The 20,768-nt window shown below is 46.5% G+C and carries 10 protein-coding genes; 7 read left to right on the top strand and 3 right to left on the bottom strand.

The window, feature by feature from the left end:
* Nucleotides 1–15: 15 nt before the first annotated feature.
* Nucleotides 16–1,050, bottom strand: a complete 1,035-nt coding sequence (locus tag K9W43_04655) for an ABC transporter permease (GenBank protein MCF2136514.1) — start codon at nt 1,048–1,050, stop codon at nt 16–18.
* 366 nt (nt 1,051–1,416) lie between these two features.
* Between K9W43_04655 and K9W43_04650 the strand changes: the two genes are divergently transcribed.
* The 3 genes from K9W43_04650 (at nt 1,417) to K9W43_04640 (ending at nt 6,047) form a co-directional block, all read left to right on the top strand.
* Entirely contained in the window at nt 1,417–3,294 is a 1,878-nt protein-coding gene (locus tag K9W43_04650; GenBank protein MCF2136513.1) for an ABC transporter substrate-binding protein, read from the top strand.
* 384 nt (nt 3,295–3,678) lie between these two features.
* Nucleotides 3,679–4,581 carry a DUF5658 family protein gene (locus K9W43_04645; protein MCF2136512.1) on the top strand — a complete coding sequence of 301 codons (903 nt, stop codon included), beginning with the start codon at nt 3,679–3,681 and terminating at the stop codon, nt 4,579–4,581.
* Nucleotides 4,582–4,817: 236 nt separating this feature from the next.
* Nucleotides 4,818–6,047, top strand: coding sequence for a site-specific DNA-methyltransferase (locus K9W43_04640; protein MCF2136511.1), 1,230 nt, complete (start codon nt 4,818–4,820; stop codon nt 6,045–6,047).
* A gap of 159 nt (nt 6,048–6,206) precedes the next feature.
* Here K9W43_04640 and K9W43_04635 read toward each other — a convergent pair whose 3' ends face one another.
* Entirely contained in the window at nt 6,207–7,238 is a 1,032-nt protein-coding gene (locus tag K9W43_04635; GenBank protein MCF2136510.1) for an ornithine carbamoyltransferase, read from the bottom strand.
* Between the two features lie 117 nt (nt 7,239–7,355).
* Here K9W43_04635 and K9W43_04630 point away from each other — a divergent pair, with 117 nt between their 5' ends.
* The 4 genes from K9W43_04630 to K9W43_04615 all read left to right on the top strand — a co-directional run bounded on the left by K9W43_04630 (nt 7,356) and on the right by K9W43_04615 (nt 12,813).
* A complete protein-coding gene (locus K9W43_04630; protein ID MCF2136509.1) occupies nt 7,356–8,222 on the top strand; it encodes an acyltransferase in 867 nt (288 codons plus the stop codon).
* A 130-nt stretch (nt 8,223–8,352) separates the two neighbouring features.
* The gene (locus K9W43_04625) at nt 8,353–9,537 is read left to right on the top strand and encodes an FprA family A-type flavoprotein (GenBank protein MCF2136508.1); all 1,185 of its coding nucleotides are present in this window, start codon (nt 8,353–8,355) and stop codon (nt 9,535–9,537) included.
* Nucleotides 9,538–9,730: 193 nt separating this feature from the next.
* Nucleotides 9,731–10,318 (top strand): rubrerythrin family protein, encoded by a 588-nt coding sequence (locus tag K9W43_04620; protein MCF2136507.1) that lies wholly within the window; start codon nt 9,731–9,733, stop codon nt 10,316–10,318.
* Nucleotides 10,319–10,830: 512 nt separating this feature from the next.
* Nucleotides 10,831–12,813, top strand: coding sequence for a hypothetical protein (locus tag K9W43_04615; protein MCF2136506.1), 1,983 nt, complete (start codon nt 10,831–10,833; stop codon nt 12,811–12,813).
* Nucleotides 12,814–12,929: 116 nt separating this feature from the next.
* Here the strand turns inward: K9W43_04615 and K9W43_04610 are convergent, their stop codons facing one another.
* Nucleotides 12,930–20,762, bottom strand: a complete 7,833-nt coding sequence (locus K9W43_04610) for a hypothetical protein (protein MCF2136505.1) — start codon at nt 20,760–20,762, stop codon at nt 12,930–12,932.
* Nucleotides 20,763–20,768 lie beyond the last annotated feature (6 nt).

The following is a 20,768-nucleotide window of genomic DNA, read 5'->3' as shown; positions in this document are numbered from 1 at the left end:
TATCGTGGCACCTCCCTATCCAAAGCGAATTCGTGGATCTAACGTCCCGTAGACAAGGTCTACAATGAGATTAGCAGTGACAAATATTATTGCAACAATCAGCGTGAACCCGTTGATCGCAGCCATATCTGCACTGAGAATAGCATGTACCGCCCAGCGACCGAGCCCGGGCCATTGAAAGATCGTCTCTGTGAGCACTGCACCAGTGATGAGTCCTCCAAAGGCCAGACCAATAACCGTCACTGTAGGAATGAGCGCATTACGTAATGCGTGTCTGTAAATGACCACTTTTTCGCTCAGTCCCTTTGACCGGGCCAGTGTGATATAGTCTTCTTTGAGTACTTCCAACATGCTAGAACGCATCATTCGAGTAATAATTGCCATAGTCATATATCCAAGACAAAATCCAGGTAAGGCCAAATGGAATAATGCATCAACGAACAAGGGGAAATTGTGGTCTATTAGTAACGAGTCAATGAGCAAGAACCTGGTAGTATAATTGAATTGCCAGAATACCTTGTCATTATACCTGTAGCCACTTGGAAAATGCCACATCCCCATTATCGCAAGCTGATAGTATAGCACATACTTGAGCATCAATGCAAACCAAAAAATGGGCATCGAAACGCCAGCAAGCGAGAACACTCGTGTGAAATGGTCAATCGGCTGGTTTTTCCTTGTCGCAGAAATTATCCCAAGTGGAATTCCCAAGACGATTGCAAAAATCATCGCAACAATCGAGAGTTCAATTGTTGCTGGGAATTTATCCGCAATCACTTGTGTGACAGGAGTAAAACTCGCGGAAGTGCTAATTCCCCAATCGCCCTTGAAAAGGTTGGAGAGATAAATAAAATATTGAACATAAGCAGGTTGATCAAGCCCGTGTGCTTTGATAATAGCATCAACAGCACTGGCTGGAGTATTTTCATTGATATACATAACCTCAGGATTACCAACCACATGTGAAAGAAACCATGTAATTGTCAGTACACCGAAGATTACAGGAATGGCCAATATAAGGCGTCTTAATATAAAGTCACGTAATCGCATCTGACCACCACAGATTCCGAAATTTGTACTACTACGGCATCGTTGATAAAGCGACAGTAGCGCTCGCTGTGAAATACTTAAGGATTTGGGTCAACGTTACCAAACGTAAAAGAACAATAAAACAACTTCAAAGATCACTAGGTGGAATCATCGAATAACATGTGTCTGCGTGAGCAGAACCTCAAAAATCTAAGTGGAGAAATCAAATAGCCGTCTTTGTTAAACACAAGTTATATTAGAACGTGTTTATCTCTACCCATATCAAGTCGCGATTAGCGGAAATACCGAATTATGTTGAGAAAATGATTCTGAGGAGTCTGAATCTTAACGTATTTCGGTTCCATCCCGACAAAGGAAGGAGAAAAAATGGAAAAGAACCAGCTAATAGCGGTTGTAGTCGTTGTCGTCATAGTAGCGGCAGCAGGCGGATATCTTCTTATGACACCGCCAGCCCCACATGGGCAGACATTGGTCTGGGAAACCATTGGTAACCCCGACTATATGGACCCCCATGTCAACTATGAGTCATTTGGCTCATGGATCGCGTACAACGTCTATGAAACGCTATATACCTATGAGTGGGATAGTCTGAGCACCGAGCCCACGGTACCGTTGCTTGCTTCTGGTCTAACGGTATCAGCAGATGGTCTGAACTATACATTCACACTGAGACAAGGCGTTACATTCCAAGATGGAACCCCATTCAATGCCTCTTGTGTGAAGTACAACTTTGAGCGCATCCTTGCTGTCTTTGATCCTGGTGGTCCGGCATGGATGGTTGCAGAGCCAATCCTTGGCGGTCAGGCCATTGAAGATGCTGTCTTTGGAGACGGTCCCGGCTCCGCATCACATATAGGCAACTACACTGCATGGAAGGCACAGAATGATGCAGGTACTGGCGCAATCATCGTCCTTGATGATTACACTGTCAGAATCCGTTTGGCCTATCCATACACACCATTCCTTGCAGCTATCACATACGAAGTTGCAGCAATGATCAGCCCCACCTTCATTGAGAAGAACGGTGGCATCACTATTGGCGAGCACAATGATGTGCTTGATGTAAAGACCTGTGGTACTGGTCCGTATATGCTCGATTCCTGGAAGAAGGATGAAGCAATCACACTCGTTAGGAATCCACACTACTGGCGTGAAGCCGATGCCAAGAGCAGGTTCGCATACGCTGGCGCTATTGACCGCGTCATCATCAAGACAAACGATGATGTCAACAGCCGTATCATGAACATCAAGGCAGGCGAATCGCAGGCCACATATTGGCCAACAACCCACGCATTCAGTGTCTACAACAACGTATCAGCTCCAGCATTCGATGCGAATGATGGAACTGTTCAGAGCTTGACTCCGGAGACATTGCATGTCTGGGCAAAGTATCCAAGCTACACAATTGCATCAATCCACTTTACCATGAGCCCGACAGTCGATGACAAGGCCAGTGGTAAGACCATAAAGAACATGTTCGCATTGAAGAACGTGCGAAAGGCATTCAGTCACGCCTTCAACTATCAGACGTTCATTGACAAGATCACCAACGGTTTTGGTGTTCAGGGTCAGGGCCCCATTCCAATCGGAATGTTCGGTCACGATGATAGCCTCTATCAGTATAACTACAGCCTGACCAAGGCTCAGGAGTACTGGAACAAGGCAATGGCTGATGATGGCCTTAACACAATTCTTGAGAATGCATCATGGACCATCAACCTCTACTACAACAGTGGTAACACTGTTCGTGAGAACGCAATGCTCCTGCTGAAGGACGGTATCAACAAGATGCTTGCTCTCAGCGGAACGACCCAGCCAGGTCACACTCTCACAATCAACACTCAGCCACTGGAATGGTCTGACTACATCCATGCAGCAATTGCAGGTCAAGTCGGCTGTTGGATGATCGGTTGGGCTCCAGACTACGCAGACCCTGACAACTATGTCGGTCCGTACGTCAAGAGCACTGGCACCTACGGCCACTGGTCACGCCTTGCTGACTCAACTGGTTGGGATGCAGCTTCCATTGATGCAAAGATCACTCAGGCAGCACAGAGCCAAGATGCTACTCAGCGCAAGCAGCTCTACAAGGAGATCCAGGAGGCAATCGTGGATCACGCTGCATACATCTGGGTGTATCAGGCAACCACATTGTTAGTATACAGTGCATCGGTCAACGGTGGGCAATATGCCGCCAACCCAATGCATGGTGCATACTTCTACGACATGTGGTTAACAGAGTAATAGATCAAGTAAAAGGCATTAGCAGAGTCTTCTCTGCTCTTGCCTCCTAATTCTTTTTTTCCCTCCAAATCTGCCATCAAGTTCTTTCTCCTAGCACACTAATTTGCAAGGGGATAGTCGAGGCAATAGAGTGACTCTCACGTGTCCGACAAATGACGGCACAGAAGAGACCTCAGTACAGCGGTCATCCATACGACTGCATAAATCAAGCGGACGTAAAAAATACCGCCTGCACAGAATAGCACGCTCGTCAATCATTAGCCATATTAGGGAATTTCTACTAATATAGCTACACAGATACTTGCGATAAAAATGGTGAGTAGACAAAAGTCAGGAGGATAGAAACCCTAACGCTCGACCATTTTAAATTGAAGACTGATAACAATGTGCGGAGTCTATCAAGAGCCAGAACGAAGTACCGTGCGGACAAGAGACCTATTCACATTATGGTGGAGCGATAGAGGAATCAAAGGGCTGGTATTCATTCTCTCACCGATCGGGATCATTGATGCACTTAGTACCATGATCCTCTTTCAGACACATGGTCATGAATACGAGTTCAACCCGGTGGTCCGCTTAATGCTAAGCATAAATCTATGGCCGATCTGGTTCATCATAGATGCAATATCATTTCCGCTCTTTTTGATGATCGTTGGCACATACTATGTTCACACGAGAAAGGGCATATCTCTCAATGTCATCAGGGTTGCAAGCATATTGGTGGCTATCAGGATCTTTGGTGTCAGTTACAATACGCTTATTTTGCTCAGTCAACCTGATACAGTGATGTGGGCCTCTCTATTGAGCCTGAGCACATATCTAATGCTGAAACGGTTACTTTCAAGAGAGAGTACTATCTCGCTGGATGCGATACGAAGATACGTACAGAATAAGAGAACGAGTCTTCTGATCTTTCTTGCAACAAGAAAGATAGCTGCACCAATCCGAATCATGGAGATGACAATGATGAAGAGCGATTCCGGTGTTGTGTTACAAGAACAATCAACAGAAGCACCTCAAAAACGGAGTAAACAGAGGGTATGGCTGAAACGAATAGCATGGATCATAGGGGCCATATCGATGTTCTTCCTCGCACCGTTCATACTAATCGGAATAGGGATCCTCACCGGGGGTATCTCATGGAATAGCATCTATGGTAACTTCTTCTACTGGAACCAGCTCTCAGGAATAACCTTCGTCATTGGCTTTTTCGTCACGCTGATCATCTTTGGAGTGGTCATGTTATTCCTTATGAATGCCTTTGACGAAACAGAGGGCGCATGGTAAAAGGAGACAGGGTCTCAGGCCCATCCGCAGAACGACCCTCGCGAAGACAACATTGGATATACCGCAGACCAATAAAATAACGAATTAAAACATCTCTATGATCGAAGCAGTAGAATATGGGGAAGCCAATCGCAATCATACAGCGGATTTTTGATAGGGCCTCACTCCATATACCTCTCCAACAACACATAACAATGATAGCATAGAGATATACAAAGTAGCTGTGAGGCCACAAAATGGATCGAAGCGATGTGCAGTCTAATAGAGAACATAGAATCTCGTTCCGTCAATCAGTAGACTTGCCATCAACCACGTACGGTATTTTTGCACTCTACAGATATCCGGCAAAATTCATACCTCACGTTGTCGCTTACATTCTAGACAGATATGCCAATAATGGTGACACAGTCTTTGATCCGTTTGCAGGTTATGGAACAGTAGGCGCTGTCGCACGAATCTATGGATACGATTACGAACTCTGGGACTTGAACCCGATTCTTGACTTCGTTCACAGAATAATGCAATTGAGGCCAAGAGAAATCAATGTATCAGACATCATAACACATCTGAAACGATCGACTAAGACATTTGTTCCGGACTGGTCCAAGTTTGACTATTGGTTTCCAAGTGAATTTCGCCCTCTGCTGATGCGAGCATGGGGGGGTTATTATGCAATTGAATCCGAATACGAACAACTTCTTCTCACAATCCCACTGCTCAAGGTCAGCAGGCAGTATTCATTTGATGATAGGGGACGAATGAAGCTTTCAAGTTCACCACAATCACGTATGAGAATATCCATCCTTCTCGAATCTGATTGGAAAAGAAAGTTCTACATCATGCTTGAAAAAGAGATTAATACAATGATGCGTAGGTTGAGAGAGAATGCAGACCTCTCAACATCTCGTCAGGTGAGAGCAAAGATTCGGGCAGGAGTAGACACACTTCACGAACGCCTTGATAATGAGGTGGATCTACTTATCACGTCGCCACCATACCTCCAATCTCAAGAATATATTCGATACGCAAAAATGGATCTCTTTTGGTTAGGATACTCGGAGAAAGAGATCAGTCGTCTTTCTCGACTGGAAGTGCCCTATAGACGAGTAGATCCCATTACAATATACTCGCCAACCTTCGAGGCATTTCGAGAGGGAATTCATGAGGACCATATGCGTAAGATCTATGACACTTACTTTCATGCTGTACTTGGCACGCTTGAGCGACTGGAATCCCAAGTGAAACGTATGATGTGCATCTTTGTGGGACGCGCAAGCTTGCGAGGGCGACAGGTGCCAATCGATAAAATATTGATAGAACACTTCTCTCAGATCGGCTGGACCCATGAAGCAACACTGATTGATACAATCGTTGCTCGCCGTATGTTCAGATATCAAGTAAATCCGGCTACGGGAAACAAAGATGCGCGTGCTGCATCAGAACGACTAGTGATACTGAAAAAGTAATTTGCAAATAATTGTTATCGGTCGAGAGTTTGATCATGCTTATTGCCAGATGACCTATGAAACTTCACGAAAAAGAGGAGGGGATGTGCAGAACCACTGTTACAGCTCTGGAACGACAAATGTGGTATCTGCACAGTACTGTAACACGAATTATCCGACTTAGATTTTCGCCATGGTCAGTGCCATAATTGCCTTCTGCACATGAAGTCTATTCTCAGCAATGTCATAGACAATTGATCTTGGTCCATCGCAGACCTCATCTGTGACCTCAGAACCACGGTCAACAGGACCACAGTGGATAAAGTAGGCATCATTGGTCTTTGCCATCCATTCCTTTGTTGTGATCCAATCATCATGCTTCATGGCCATCTCAATCTCCTTCTGCTTTGCCTTATCGACTCCATGCTTCTTGGCGTAGGGATAGAATCCGGAGGTCATCCAATTGCGCGAGTAGACAAAGTCTGCACCATCATATGCTTCTTCAAGGTCATGAACGATCTCGAAATTGCCACCTGCAACAGTGGCATTGTCCTCTGCCCACTGAATGACCTCTGGGTCAAGATCATAACCCTCAGGATAGGCAAGTGTGACATCCATCCCGAGCCTCGTGTTAATCAGGATACTCTCCTGAACAGAACTCCAAGAACGGACAAGTCCTCCCTTACCCCAGACCTGCAGCAGCTTCTTTCCCTTGAGATCCTTGCCTGCATGCATCCTCATCCCCATTACATCGGCAAGTCCTTGACAGGGATGGAATCTATCATGTGCCATACTGACAATCGGAACACTGGCATATTTTGCATACTCTCTCAGAAGAGCATCACCCTGACCGTACTCTTCGATAGCGGTCTCAAGAATTCTAATACCAATTCCAACGGCATACCGACTCATGACATTAGCCGCATCTTGAACGGTCTCACCAGCGGTCTTGGCTGATTTGAGCCTCATTGATTTTGGTTCCAAGAACTGAGCATGGCCACCAAGTTCTGTTGCGGCTGCCTCAAAAGATTGCCGTGTACGCACACTGGGATTATAAAAGAACATGAAGAAGGTCCGTCTGTCCAGACAATTCCGTAGTGGATGATCAAATCGATGTTCTTTGAACTCAAAGGCCAGATCAAGTGCCCGTTCGAGTTCTTCAACACTCCACTCTTGCGTTGTGATCAGATCTTTACCGTAGAGAGAATTCATCAGTTCATCACATCAAATAGAGTGGTAGCTGCTAGTTAATAGATGTGACTGATGCCATGCCCAAAGCTATATCTTCAACATCTGTCGGTTACGACAGGCAATTAGAAGGTGTATTAGATGCGTAATGTAAGGATCGGACTTGTTCAGGCAAAATGGGAAGACAATGTCGAAACAGAAGAAGACATAGAGAACGGTATTGAGGCAATGCTTGCAAAACATGAACGCTTCGTGGAAGAGGCTGCTGCCAAAGGGGTACAGATGATCTGTTTTCAGGAGCTATTCTTTGGACCGTATTTTGCAGCCGAGCAGAACAGACGCTGGTTCAAGTTCGCTGAAGAGATCCCCGGACCAATCACTGAACGTTTCTCAGAATTGGCCGCGAAACACAAGATGGTCATCATCCTTCCCATCTTTGAGGAAGAGGCTCCCGGATTCTATTACAATACCACCGTGATCATTGACGCAGATGGCGAGCTTGTGGGGATGTACCGCAAGAGCCACATTCCACATCAGCCCCCTGGCTACTGGGAAAAATTCTACTTTAGACCCGGCAACCTTGGATACCCGGTCTTTGAAACCGCATACGGACTTGTAGGAATCTATACCTGCTATGACAGACACTTTCCAGAGGGCGCAAGAATATTAGGTCTCAACGGTGCAGAGATCGTGTTCAACCCATCAGCAACTACTCGTGGGCATTCAGACCATCTCTGGACCCTTGAGCAGTCAGCACATGCGGTAGCCAATGGATATTTTGTTGCGGCGATCAATCGAGTTGGAGATGAGCCTTGGGGCATTGGATATTTCTATGGTTCCTCCTACATCGTCAATCCAAAGGGAGAGATAGTGGTACAAGGCTCAGACAAGGGCGATGAACTGGTAGTGGCAGATGTTGATCTAGACTTGACGAGAGAGGTCAAGAACTATTGGCCGTTCTTTAGGGATCGTAGACCCGAAACGTACGACGAGATATTAGACCTCTAGACTCGCCCGATTGGTATACTCGATGGCCACAGGACATACAATACGAAACCACAATGAGTCCTGTGGTCACAGAATAGTGCTTATAACACAGGGAGTATAATTAAGACCATAAAAACAGGGAGTATGACAAATGCACAGAGAATTAGCAGATGGCGTATACTATGTTGGGGTCGATGACCACCACACTGAATTTTTTGAGGGCCAATGGGCCTTGCCTTTTGGCGTGAGCTACAACAGCTACCTGATAGTTGATGAAAAGATAGCCCTGATCGAGGGAACAAAAGAACCGTGGACCGATGAACTACTTGACAATATTCGAGAAGTCGTCGAGCCGGAGAAATTAGACTACATCATATTGAATCACATGGAACCCGATCATACAGGGGCGCTCCCACATCTTGCAAAGATAGCAAAGAATGCAACTCTTGTCTATACACAGAAGGCATCAGCCATTCAGAAATCGTTCTATGATGTACCACTAAAAGAGAAGATCGTCGATGACCTCGAAGAGCTGTCACTTGGATCGAAGACGCTAAAATTCGTGCATGCACAGTTCTTGCACTGGCCCGAGACCATGATGACATACCTTGTAGAGGACCAGATCCTCTTCCCGTGTGATGCATTTGGATCCTATGGTGCGCTCAACGGCAAACTCTTCGACGACGAGATCGATATGAGACTCATAGAGTCTGAAAGCCAGCGATACGTGTCAACTATCATTACGAGTTACTTCAAGTTCGTGCAGCGCGGAATCCAGAAGGTCAAGGACTTGGGCATTGGAATCAAGATGATCGCCCCCAGTCACGGCCCAATATACAGAAAAGACCCGATGTGGATCGTTCAGAAATATGCCGAGTGGTCGTCGCCAGAACTTGCAAAATATGCGATCATCATCTATGGGACCATGTACGGCTTCACTAAACGCACGGCCATGCTCCTCAAGAAAGAACTGGAGGCTCTTGGCGTGGAAACGATCGTCCACAATGTTTCGTACTCCGAGACCAGCAGAGTGCTCACAGATGCTGTACGAGCAGGAGTGATTGTTCTTGGCACACCCACCTATGATGCCTATCCCTTCCCCAAGGTCTGGCACTTCATCAATGAGATGCAATGTAAGAGATTCATCAAGCGACCAATTGCCCTCTTTGGAACCTTTGGATGGGGCGGCGGCGGTGTCAAAAAGCTCCAGAAATGGATTGGAGAGATGGGGTTCGAGATCCTCGAGCCTGTCGTTCGTGTTCGTGGCCGTCTAAATGAGGACGAGATCAAAGAAGTGAAGACACTCGCCAAGACAATTGCAGAACACCTAAAATAAAATATACTCAGCCTGAAATGGTATGGCACTTCACAAGAGGCCATACCATCCTTGAGTATCGATTCTTGCAGGCTGCTCGATGAGCCAGCTCAGAAGATGCGCGGTTCTGCTCGTGGTAAATAGTTAGACTGGTCTAGACGAAAGCTTAAGACTGAGGACCATGAATGCTAAACGCATTAAATAAGGAGGTCTAATGATGGAACTCAAAGGAACCAAGACTGAAAAAAACCTGCTAGCATCATTTGCAGGTGAGAGCCAAGCAAGAAACCGCTATACGTACTGGGCAAGTATTGCCAAGAAGGAAGGTTATGTTCAGATATCAAAAGTATTTGAGGAGACCGCAGCCCAAGAAAAAGAACACGCAGAGAGATTCTTCAAACTCTTACGAGAGGGCAACGCCAGTCCAGAAGTCGAGATCACAGCAGCGTTTCCAACTGGTCCTATGGGATCCACTCTCGAAAATCTCCGAGCCGCCGCCGAGGGCGAACGCTACGAGTATGAGGAGATGTATCCCGAATTCGCAAAGATCGCAGAAGAAGAAGGGTTCAAGAAGATAGCGGTCATCTTCCGTTCAATTTCTGTCGCCGAAAAATGGCACAACGAAAGATATACGATTCTCGCAGATAATGTTGAACAAGATCGTGTCTTCAAGCGCAAAAACAAGATCAAGTGGCGCTGTCAAAACTGTGGGTATATCCATGTTGGGGAACAACCACCTGAGAGATGCCCTGCATGTGATCACCCTAAGAGCTACTTTATGGTACATAATGCCAATTTCTAGTCTATAATCAGCATAGGTGTTTATTGCACCTATGCCACTAATAATTTTTAATTCCTGATAAATACTAGACGTACTCCTAATAAAGAACGATTTTTTTTGTATTAGAAACTCATCGGAAATGAAGCTATTTTTTGATATACTCGGGCCAAGTGTGATAGAAAATTTTGGGGACGAAGATGATACTATGTGCCGTATCAATATTCGTGAACTAATATGCACAGTGACAAAGTCATCTCCAGAAACCAAGACCATGATTCCAATTCGGTACAATGGAGAATCTGTCCTACTAATCCACTACAGGAGGTTCGATCTCAGATGCCAGGCCGACCTGAGCCAGACACTCCGTGGTGATCTGAACCGAATCTACCAGTATCTGGTGATAGCCAAACTAATGGTGACCACTGATTTATTCAGAGCCTTCAGTGGTTTGCCAATTTTTTTTTCCACCTTCTCATCATGTTACGAATCAACATTTTGATATAGTATTGACCCCTTCTCTGAAGCGAGAAAGGATGCATTCGGGAATTTCATCAATTTTAACGACAGTGTATATCAAGGGGCTTCCGGTTGTTGATGAAATTCGATGGTCATTAAAAGGACCTATACTACAGAAGACTCGGGAACTATCAGAAGACACGTACTACCTTATGAAAGAAAAGATAGTTCCAGTCCATGGAGGGGAATCACAGAGAATTCCTCTAGATGAACCAGTTCATGTTTACCTGAAACCCGAATTTATAGAATGGAAACCATATGTTAAACAGAGCAATAAACCTGATACGATGTATCCACCGAGTACTGATGGGTGGGCCAGACGCATGGTCGATAGAACCCTGATGGGGGCATATGCAGTTCAGAAAATAAAAGACTCCCATGGGTACTGGCTGACAATTCTTGATAAACAGGCTCGTATTCACGAGTCCCACAAAATCGAGCCTTATGAGATCCCAGTAATAATGCTGAAGGAAGACTGGGAGAGCGCACTACAGTATTGGCAAAGATTACTAGAGACAAACCCGCAACAAGAATATCATAACCTCGCGAAAATCCTTGACAGTTCGCCCCCAAGCTGGAAAGAACTGGGTATGCTATTACGTGGAGCAAATATTGACAATATTGAGATTCGAGAAAATATGCGAGATACACTTGATCAACTCGTACCAAAATCATTCCCCGAGGAAACAAGGGTAGAACTAATGGCATTCCTCGCATGGATCCTGAGAGGAAAAGTACTAGAAAAGGACCCTGTAAAATTCTTTTACGAATTGGCAAGTGCTCAATGGTTTCGAAGTCTAGGGATCATGCATCTAAAATGTCTACTTGAAAACAAACCACCACCGCCATATGTGAAAATATTGCAAGATGCTGAACAGCTCATCTCAACATTTTCGTACCTGACTCGCGACCATTCACTACGTAACAAAATAGAACTGCTGATTCTTGATAAGACCGAACAGTATATTCCGGACTATCGAGAGTACGCATTCAAATACATGCGAAATCAAGGTCGACGCGAGAGAGTCAGAGTAGCACCACCAATTTCCAGTGCTGACGCTAGAACGTCTAGAGCCCTCCGAAGAGATAGACTTGCCCTATTATACAAGGGGTTCAGTCTAAAGACCACAATTAATCCCCAGGCAATAGGACTGACAGCAATAGTATCATTGAGCCCAGCATATCGATGGCCCCACAATCATATGGCGTGGTCCGCTACTGTTGAAGGAAATGTCAGAAATCTTCGGCATATCCAATACATGTTGGTACCTCCGTCAATAGTTGAGACTGTTAATAGGGCAATAGGGAATATTGTAGAAATAGAATGGAATGCAAAGAGAGTCAACAAGAACTTGTTCCGAACTAAAAGTGGCAAGTGGGCTATTAGACATGCACGAATAGAAAAATCACTCCATGAAAGTAGTTCGCTATCACAGCTGCGTCGAGAATTTGGAGGGTGGAATGAACGATCAATCAGTAATTTGACCAGAGAAGAAGCAAAAGTAATCGATATGACTGCATCAAACTTCTTTCAATTTCTGACAGAACTTGACAATTTTCAACATGTAGTAGGGATTACTAAAGAACGGCTTGAAGAAATACTAAATGATCTCCACAAAAGAAACGTAATCGGAATTGTGTATAGATGCATGTTGTGGCAGTTAGCTTCGATAGTGTTTGATATTACAGGGCCCCCTGAAAAGGTATACTCATTGACAAGAGGGATCTTGAAACATACCCCAACTGCTCTAGGAATGACCAAAAAAGATGGCGGACGGGCAATCATCATTGCAAAGATACCAGTAGATGAATTACACTTCTTTCTTCATCAGTTCCCTGATATAACATTAAATGAGGGCTTGACCTTGAGAACGGCACGTGTAATTACATATCGCTCCTATCAGAGCACATTATTGCAGAGACTCTTACTACCAGATGGCTCATGGAATAAAGATGTTTCAATGCTATTGCGGCAAAGCTATCAATATAGACAATCTTAACAAATGTAGAGCCGGATCAAAGGACAGCAACATCAATATTATTTATGGACGCGGTTGGACTGTGATATACTATTAATCGACTCGCTATCTTTAACATAATAGTATTCTAGATAGAGTCACTCACTACTGTATCGCCATTCGGTCGGTAAGAGATCAATTGCACGTGCAATTTTCTTTCGTACAAGCAACCCAATCACAGCAAGTATTGGCAACCCTAGTGCAAGTGAGCTGGCACTGGAGTCGAGCATGATCTGAGAGGGAGCAGCAGATATCCCAACTTGTAGTGTGCTATTTGTTTGGCCAACGACAGGTAGTCCCTTCACCATAAAACGAAGCATATACTGCCCCACATCGGGTGCAATAAATTTCACTACAACAGTATCCGTGGGAGCTATTGTATGACTAGTACGCGACACAATACGGCCAGAGGGGCTGGCAATAGAGATCTCAATTGAACCGATCCATGAGGAATCCACACCAAATACACGAATAGAAACATTCGCAGTAACGTTTGCGCCCTCATATGTATCTGTGGCTCCAAGAAGGTGGAGAGCAAGATTGGGGGTGATTGCTATTACTGAACGGTCCTGCACAGGAACATGAGTACTAGACCCCTGATAAAAAATAATCACAGTATAATTACCGGCCAAGAGATCGACAATACCGAATTTAGCAATACCAGTCCAATCGGTAGTAGAGTTCAACGATAGGACCTGTGTATCACGCAGAAAGAGGTGGCATTCAACGGGGACATTTCGCAAAGGCCCAGAGGAGTCTCGAAGCGTAGCGATCATGAGAATGTCGTCACCATATGGAACGGTATCCGGCAAATCAACATGAAGTGTAGAAGCCTTTCTTGTGAGAACCGTTACTTCGAACGATGCGGACAGCAGATAGCCATTGCCGGTGTAGAACAGATGAAGAGTATAGACGCCAACAATTGCAGGAAGCCAAGAGATAGTAGCGCCCGTGTCAGTAAGGGAGATATCAGAACCACTATGAAAGATCCCCCCAAGAATTTCCTTGCCATTCGGATCATAGACATAGGCCATCACTGAAATACCTGTTAAGTTCGTTTCCAAAGAATCTTGAAGAACAAAAGTCAGTGAATGTTCGATACCGATTATTCCAGACAAGTCTTGAGTAAGATTCACAAAATGTGTCTGTGCTGTGACATTGAACAGGCAATGACCCGTATAACCAATATACTCATTTGTTGCAGGAATGATGATCGTAAGATTATATCGGCCCACGGAGAGACCCTGTAGATCAATACTCAGACGGGTGCCGTTCACGACTGAGCGGTCATCAAGGGAGATATTGCCATTTTCATTATGCAATGTGATGGACATATCAACCGCTGAGAGAGGCAATAATGCATTGACTTCATTGACGACGGACACATTGATAGCGGCCGATTGTGAGATCTCAATAATTGCGGGACAAGAGAACTCTACCTGAGTAGTTCCATAGACAAATGTGGCAAGAGCGATAGAAGCAGGGAAATAATGAGAAGTCCCTTCAAATTCAATGAGAATAGAATAGTGACCGCCTAAGGGTAAGAGAACACTCACATTGACTGGCAATTCGCTCTCTTGAATCACGCTCTCCTGAATTATTAGACCAACGGATTCGTGATAGATCGAATAGAAGATGGTAAACCCTTCGAGGACTGTGTCTCCAGCATCGGCCAATCTAAGAGAGAACGCAACAGGAACTCGCCCGGCAACTGGAGAGTCAGAGGAGATCACCTCAGCAGAGAGCATGACATGAAAACGAACGTCGATTGAAACGGTGGAGCTACTGGCCAGATAGACACCAAGACCCTCAAAAGTCAGAGTTGCCTGCCACACTCCTTCCTGGTCCAGTGTGACATTCCACTCCACATAGCCTGTTGCGTTTGTTGTGAGCGTGATTGGACCTATGACCGTACTTCCTGGCCCATCAAGAACCAGTAGCACATCCCGGCCGCTCATTCCGGCACCGTTGTGATTTTTGAGAAGAGCCATGCCAAGAAAACTCTGACCTACCTCAAGGTCGTTCGTAGCAGACACAACATCGATCACAGTCCGTGAAAAGACAATGTGCTGAGAGGAGTTATCGAAGGCATGAACCCAAGTCGAACCCGAGGACTGGACCTCGATGGTATGAAGACCTGGAACAGTGGTGACCAGTGGTACAATCGCAAGGCCATTAACGGTCTGAACTGTCACCGAGTATGACCACGAACCAAGTTTGATGAGTTCACCGTATGGATCACGAGCAGTAATGACAAGAGACAGACCATCAATAGGCACTCCCAGTTCATCAACGACCATGACCGTGATGTTGATCGCCTCACCAGCACAGGGCGGGTCGGGGGTAAGCGTAGTAGTGGTCTGCGCGTCAGTCATGACAGTCATCTGTGCCTGAACATCGCCACCAAGCATGTATTGGTCCTCAACAGGGCCTACCCGAAGAGTCAGGAGGCCAGTTGCATCCACAGCATTATACTCAACAACCGCAGTGCCGGAACCATTAGTCAGAGCTGTTGTATTCCATATGGGAACCAGATCGACTCCTAAGACTTGGAATAATATTGTGACGCCAGAAGAGTTTGATGAAGAGAGCGTGTAGGTCATGTTCACCCTTCCCTCAAACTCGACCTTTGAACTGGACAGATCCAAGACTCCACTGACAACTTCCATCACTGAAGAAGTAGAAGAGGTCTCATTCGTGTAATAGTGAAGGTCTCCAACATGAAGCATCCGAATAGTCACCAGCCCGCGTTTTTCTGGATGCCATGTCACATTCACTAGAGTTGCCTGTGAGGTCACCTGGGTATCAAAGACCGTACTACCATCCTGTTGAATGGAAATTTGCAGGGTTCTGCCTGATATCAATAGGCCCATTGCATCTCGCACACCAACAAGGATCTCTGCGGTCTCGTTTAGATAGCAGACTGGATCAAATTGCGATATGACATCGGGAATCACATATACTCTCTGCGGGTTGTACTTGGAAGAGGGAGCATTGTGATTCGAACCCAAGTATGATGCGTTGATGAGAAAATCACCGACAAAGTTCATGGGATACGCAAGAAGACAGGTACCATCAGCACCTGTTGTCTTATTCTCAGAATGCAGTATTGTACCATTAGCCCAAGAGATCGTGTAGAGGATTTGAGCGCCGCTCAGAGGAGTACCAGCCCAATCGGTGAGAGAGACAAGTATCCCGATTGCCGTCCCCTGAGACACGGGCTGGCCGGGTGTAGTGAGAGAGAGGGTGGTCACACCTGCAACGGTAGTGGTCAAAGAATCCGATGTGGAGAGAAACCAGCCCTGTTTCGGAAAAGTGGTTGTGATTCTAAGAACACCCGGCTCATTCACGTGGAACTCAAGGACCACCTGACCTGAGGCATCAGTGGTATTTGTGACATCAAGAATGGTAACACCATCTAGGGTGATCGTTGTGTGAACTGCACAGGACGCGACCGCATTAGAGTGACCATCTACAACGTGAATCAGAAGTAATGCAGTTGTAGGAGCAACGGGATCATCGGGGAGACTGATAGAGAGATCAGGGGTTTCATAGACATCGATCATGCGAATAGTAAGCGCGGCCTCATACCAGTTCTGTCGATCACTGCTCACTGTCACATTGTTGAGCCCTCTCTCAGTGGGAGTCCATGAACATGTCCAGACACCATCTGTTCCGGTAGTACCACTTGACTGAAGCGTGACAAGAGAACTTGGAGCGGTCACTATGAGTGATACATCAAGTCCGGATATTGCATCGCCGAGATGATCCTCGGCTGTGATAGAGATCCAACCAGTCACATTGACCTCGGGATCATTATTGACGATAATGGTGAGAGTGACAGGGATCCACATGTCAGTCGTCTGCGAGGCGTCAGAGGCACCGTATGAGACCGTGCCTGCAAATTCCGCATGGATCATGTACGAGCCCGCGGAGGTCGCAGTCCACGAGAAGGTCGCAATTCCACTGGAGTTCGTGGTCAGGTGATAGGTCGCCACAGTTGTTGAGGGGAGATAGGTGATGGTCACGGTGACAGAAACACCAGCAACGGGAGAGTTTGCGGAATCGGTGAGAGATACGAAATAGCTGTTGTCTGTGCCAACATGACCATCGGAGGAGATCCCTCCTAGCGCGAGTGTAGTGGAGGAGAAGGAGAGAAACTGGGAGGAGTTTGTAGCTGATCGGAGATGGTCGGCGGAGTTGAATGTTGCAGTCAGAGTGTACCAACCATTCTCTGAGAGATGGACGGTTATCGAAGCATGACCGGATGAATCAGTGATCACTGTTGTCTGCGTGACCGTGACAGAAGAGGGTGATTTGAGAACAAGGGTCACACTCTGATTTGCCAGTGGACCACCTGCATCGTTATGAAGAGCGATCGAGAGTGTGGCATTGCTATACTGATCGTACTGGGAGGGCGTCAACATGTCTATGATGGTGATCTCATATACGTCAATAGTGCCAGTACGATTTGATGGGACAAGAGCCTTTTCCCCGTCAAAGGTCAAATTGAACGAATAACTCCCTCGCACTGTGGGAGTCCATTCAAACTGGCCGTCATTCTCAGTAGCAGTATATACCACAGCACCATTGCTATCGACGATCTTCAACGTGACCGGCTTCCCAGAGATTGCAGTGTCATTCTCTGAGTACCGTAGCGTCCAATCGATCAAGACAGGGTTGCTAATATTTGTCTCAAGCGCAGTGACCGTGTCAATATAGGTGGAGACTGGTGCATATAGTTGGACCACATCATGCAGGATCAGATTCGGACAATAGGCTCGTGAGAGCGTGATCGTGAGATTGTGTTGGCCAGAATCAAGGCCATCGGTGGGTATAGAGAGATTGAAGGGGGACTCGCTTTGATATTGCCACTCGTGATACGTGGGGGGACCTTCAAGACGAACTGTGACATTTGTCAGGCCTGCTGGCATCCCCGTTGTCAATTGCCAATCGACGACACCAGTAATGGGTTCACCAATTCGAACATCATGATCATCAACGTCCAGAGTGCCATTCATATGACCATCCACTTCAATGATCAGGCGCTGTGCTGCACGAATAGAACCATAGTCAGAGGAGATGAAGTAGAGAGCATTCACCCCAAGAGCATCAGCATCTCGCGGAACAGGAACTGTGAGCGTGTCGTTATCTGACAGACCACTGTAGAGCGTCCATGAACCAAATGAGTAGACCGCAATGGAATGATCAGCAGTACCTGAAGTGACTGACACATCTACTGAGAGGGTACTCCCAAGCTCTGTCGCCACGGCACTCGATACACTGAGTGAACATGAATGCCCCTCGAATATTCTAGGTCGAAGCCCAAGTATTGAGACCATTCGTAGGACACTTGCTGAATAGAGAGGCTGCCAGAGAATGGTCGTGTTCAACCAGCCTGAGGAGAACGGATGAGGACCAAGGGCTGCCAGCACCTGCTCTGCATCAATAAGGTCCGTAGAAGTATTGAACCCATTCGCTTCCAAGAGGGACAGGGTAGCCGCATCAAATGAGAGAGCAAGAAGATCCTGATACTGAATTCGTGCCTGAATTGTTGCAGCGATCTCACTCGCGAGACTATTGTTTAGAATACCCAGTCGAAGTGCTGCACGAGTGCTCAGCCAGTCAATAGCAGAGGGGAGCTTGTTGAACGGACGCAGATCCCAACCAGCAGTTGACCACGTCCCACCGTCATACGCCGAGAGAATTGCGGTCTCAAGTGCTGACCTGTACTTGATTTGATCGAGCTTTCCAAGTTGATAGAGGGTCTCAACTGCCACAGTGCTATGTTGCATTGACGGAGTGCCCATGAACATGGTCGGCCTAAAATGACCACTGGAGTCCTGTGAGTTGACAATAAAAGTCGTGGTCTCGTCAATCTCCGCAGTCGTCAAGACATGGTCGGCAGCTGAGGAGAGCCCAAGCCCAAGATAATGAGTCCAGACGCTCTGAAGTCGATACTGTGTCGGTCCATATTCCAGAGGGATCAGGAACGACATGTTGGAAAAGGAAGGATACTGCTTCCAGCCATCGAGCAGGGACAGAAACGACCCTGCATCCTGATAGACCACATAATTTGAAGAGTGAGAGTAACGTGCCTCTTGCATCAACCAGTTCGTCCACATGAGTGAAGGAACAGGATCCATTCGCTCAAACCCAAGTGGGGTCTCAATGTTATTAATATATTCAATAATTCCTGTTGCGATCTGACCTGAGGACTCGCCAAGTCGGGAGAGGCAATAAGACACGTATGAGGTGTCCAGTGTCTTTCCCACCAGATCATCATCGACATAGCCGAATCCAAACCCGCCACTCGGCACCTGATTATCTGCCAGCCAGGAGAGACCAGTAGTTCGATTCTGCGGACTCAACGTTCCAAGAATTTGCATGGTAGTGAGAGCTGCACCAGTACCGATCGAGACATCCACTCCCGAACTGAGCGTATTGCTATAAGAACCGTCGCCATTTGCTGTATATTGTAGAATCCAATTGGTCAGCTTCTGTGGGTCATTATGTGTTGTTCCCAAGATCTCAAGACTCAGGACATATGCACGAGAGTATGAGTTAGTAGGGCTGGTACTTGATGGATAGCGAGCGATCCCACCCCACAAGGTGGTGTCCGATGTGTCTGAGCCGTCAATCACACACGCACGAAGCCATGATTCGAGAGAGGACTTGTCGATCGTGTTCAATTGCCCCACTGAGGCAAGTGCCTCTGTCACGACATGAGTGACCACGATATCGGAATCAAATCCGCCATCGGTATCTTGACGCGACGAAAGGTAGGCCACGACCTTGCTCGTGTTAAAGAAGGAAGAGAGGTCCATGACGGAGATCAGCCAGAGGCCCTGTGCTGTGTTCACAATAGTATCTGATGAGGAGCTCGCCGCATTCTTGAAGCCGATCGCTGTACCAAGATCCACTACTGTGGAATTGAGCAGGTCACCAATCAATGTCTGATGACCATCACGCCACAAGACCCATGCCGATGTGTTGAGTAGATCGTGGACCGAGTGCACTGCATAATAGGCTGCCTTGAGAGTTGGCTCGTGTGGATAGAAGAAGCCACCATTGGTCGGAGACCCCGTCTGGTCCTGGTGTAAAGCAATTGCATGAGTTGTGGCCGACTCGCGAAGTGAGGTAGAGTATGCAATAATATTGAGCATCAGACCCTTACCATCATCAGTGAGTGCGGTCGGGTCTTCGGGAGCGAAGAGAAACATATCCAAAGGGTACGAGTCATAACGAAGGGGAGAAATCTCAGAAGAGTCGTCCGCAGCAGTGAGATTAATGAGCCGGGAGGTCTCGGTCTGTGTGGCTTCTCGCGGTAAGAAGATCCCGGTCTCGGTGGTGAGAAGACTGGGAATCGTCAGGGGGATGGGAGATGTGAGAAAGACTGCACTCTCAAATCCTGACGCGGTATGAAGATGGGCACTTGCAGGGGCTGTCTGTAGAGGCGACCCGGAACCCCGGAAACGATGACTAATCCATGCAGCCCGCCCAGTAATAATGAGTGGTCTATCCTCTCGGACCAAGAGATCAATCAAATCCTTGGTCACTACGGTCCCATTTCCTGACCCAACACTCGCGTCAAGGATAATAGCAGATGCATTCCTGACGATAGCGGGAGTAGCAAGTACCTGAGAAACAGACACCACACGACTAACGAGTCCCGACTCATTCAAGAGCGTGGACCAATCAAGAGCATGTGAGGAGATATTTGCAGCAGGAAAATCAATTATTAAATAACCCTGAGATGTTGACCGAGTAGGAGAATCAGATGCAAAAGATCCTGGCTGTTTAAGAGGAGAGATATTCTCAACTACTGATGATCGAGCGACATCAGACATGACTTGAGGCTGTGTCGTCAATGTCGATAGTGACAGCATGATAAATACAACAGTAATAATAATAAATCGTGCCTTATGCAAGATCAA

The sequence above is a fragment of the Candidatus Thorarchaeota archaeon genome (genome assembly GCA_021498125.1).
Classification (GTDB): Archaea; Asgardarchaeota; Thorarchaeia; order Thorarchaeales; family Thorarchaeaceae; genus B65-G9.
Note: the sequence above shows the minus strand (reverse complement) of the source record. Positions and strands in the feature narration are given on the sequence as shown.

Bases quoted from the DNA above. Each gene is read 5' to 3' on its own strand.
- K9W43_04655 (MCF2136514.1), bottom strand. From the start codon at position 1,050: ATGCGATTACGTGACTTTATATTAAGACGCCTTATATTGGCCATTCCT.
- K9W43_04650 (MCF2136513.1), top strand. From the start codon at position 1,417: ATGGAAAAGAACCAGCTAATAGCGGTTGTAGTCGTTGTCGTCATAGTA.
- K9W43_04645 (MCF2136512.1), top strand. From the start codon at position 3,679: ATGTGCGGAGTCTATCAAGAGCCAGAACGAAGTACCGTGCGGACAAGA.
- K9W43_04640 (MCF2136511.1), top strand. From the start codon at position 4,818: ATGGATCGAAGCGATGTGCAGTCTAATAGAGAACATAGAATCTCGTTC.
- K9W43_04635 (MCF2136510.1), bottom strand. From the start codon at position 7,238: ATGAATTCTCTCTACGGTAAAGATCTGATCACAACGCAAGAGTGGAGT.
- K9W43_04630 (MCF2136509.1), top strand. From the start codon at position 7,356: ATGCGTAATGTAAGGATCGGACTTGTTCAGGCAAAATGGGAAGACAAT.
- K9W43_04625 (MCF2136508.1), top strand. From the start codon at position 8,353: ATGCACAGAGAATTAGCAGATGGCGTATACTATGTTGGGGTCGATGAC.
- K9W43_04620 (MCF2136507.1), top strand. From the start codon at position 9,731: ATGATGGAACTCAAAGGAACCAAGACTGAAAAAAACCTGCTAGCATCA.
- K9W43_04615 (MCF2136506.1), top strand. From the start codon at position 10,831: ATGCATTCGGGAATTTCATCAATTTTAACGACAGTGTATATCAAGGGG.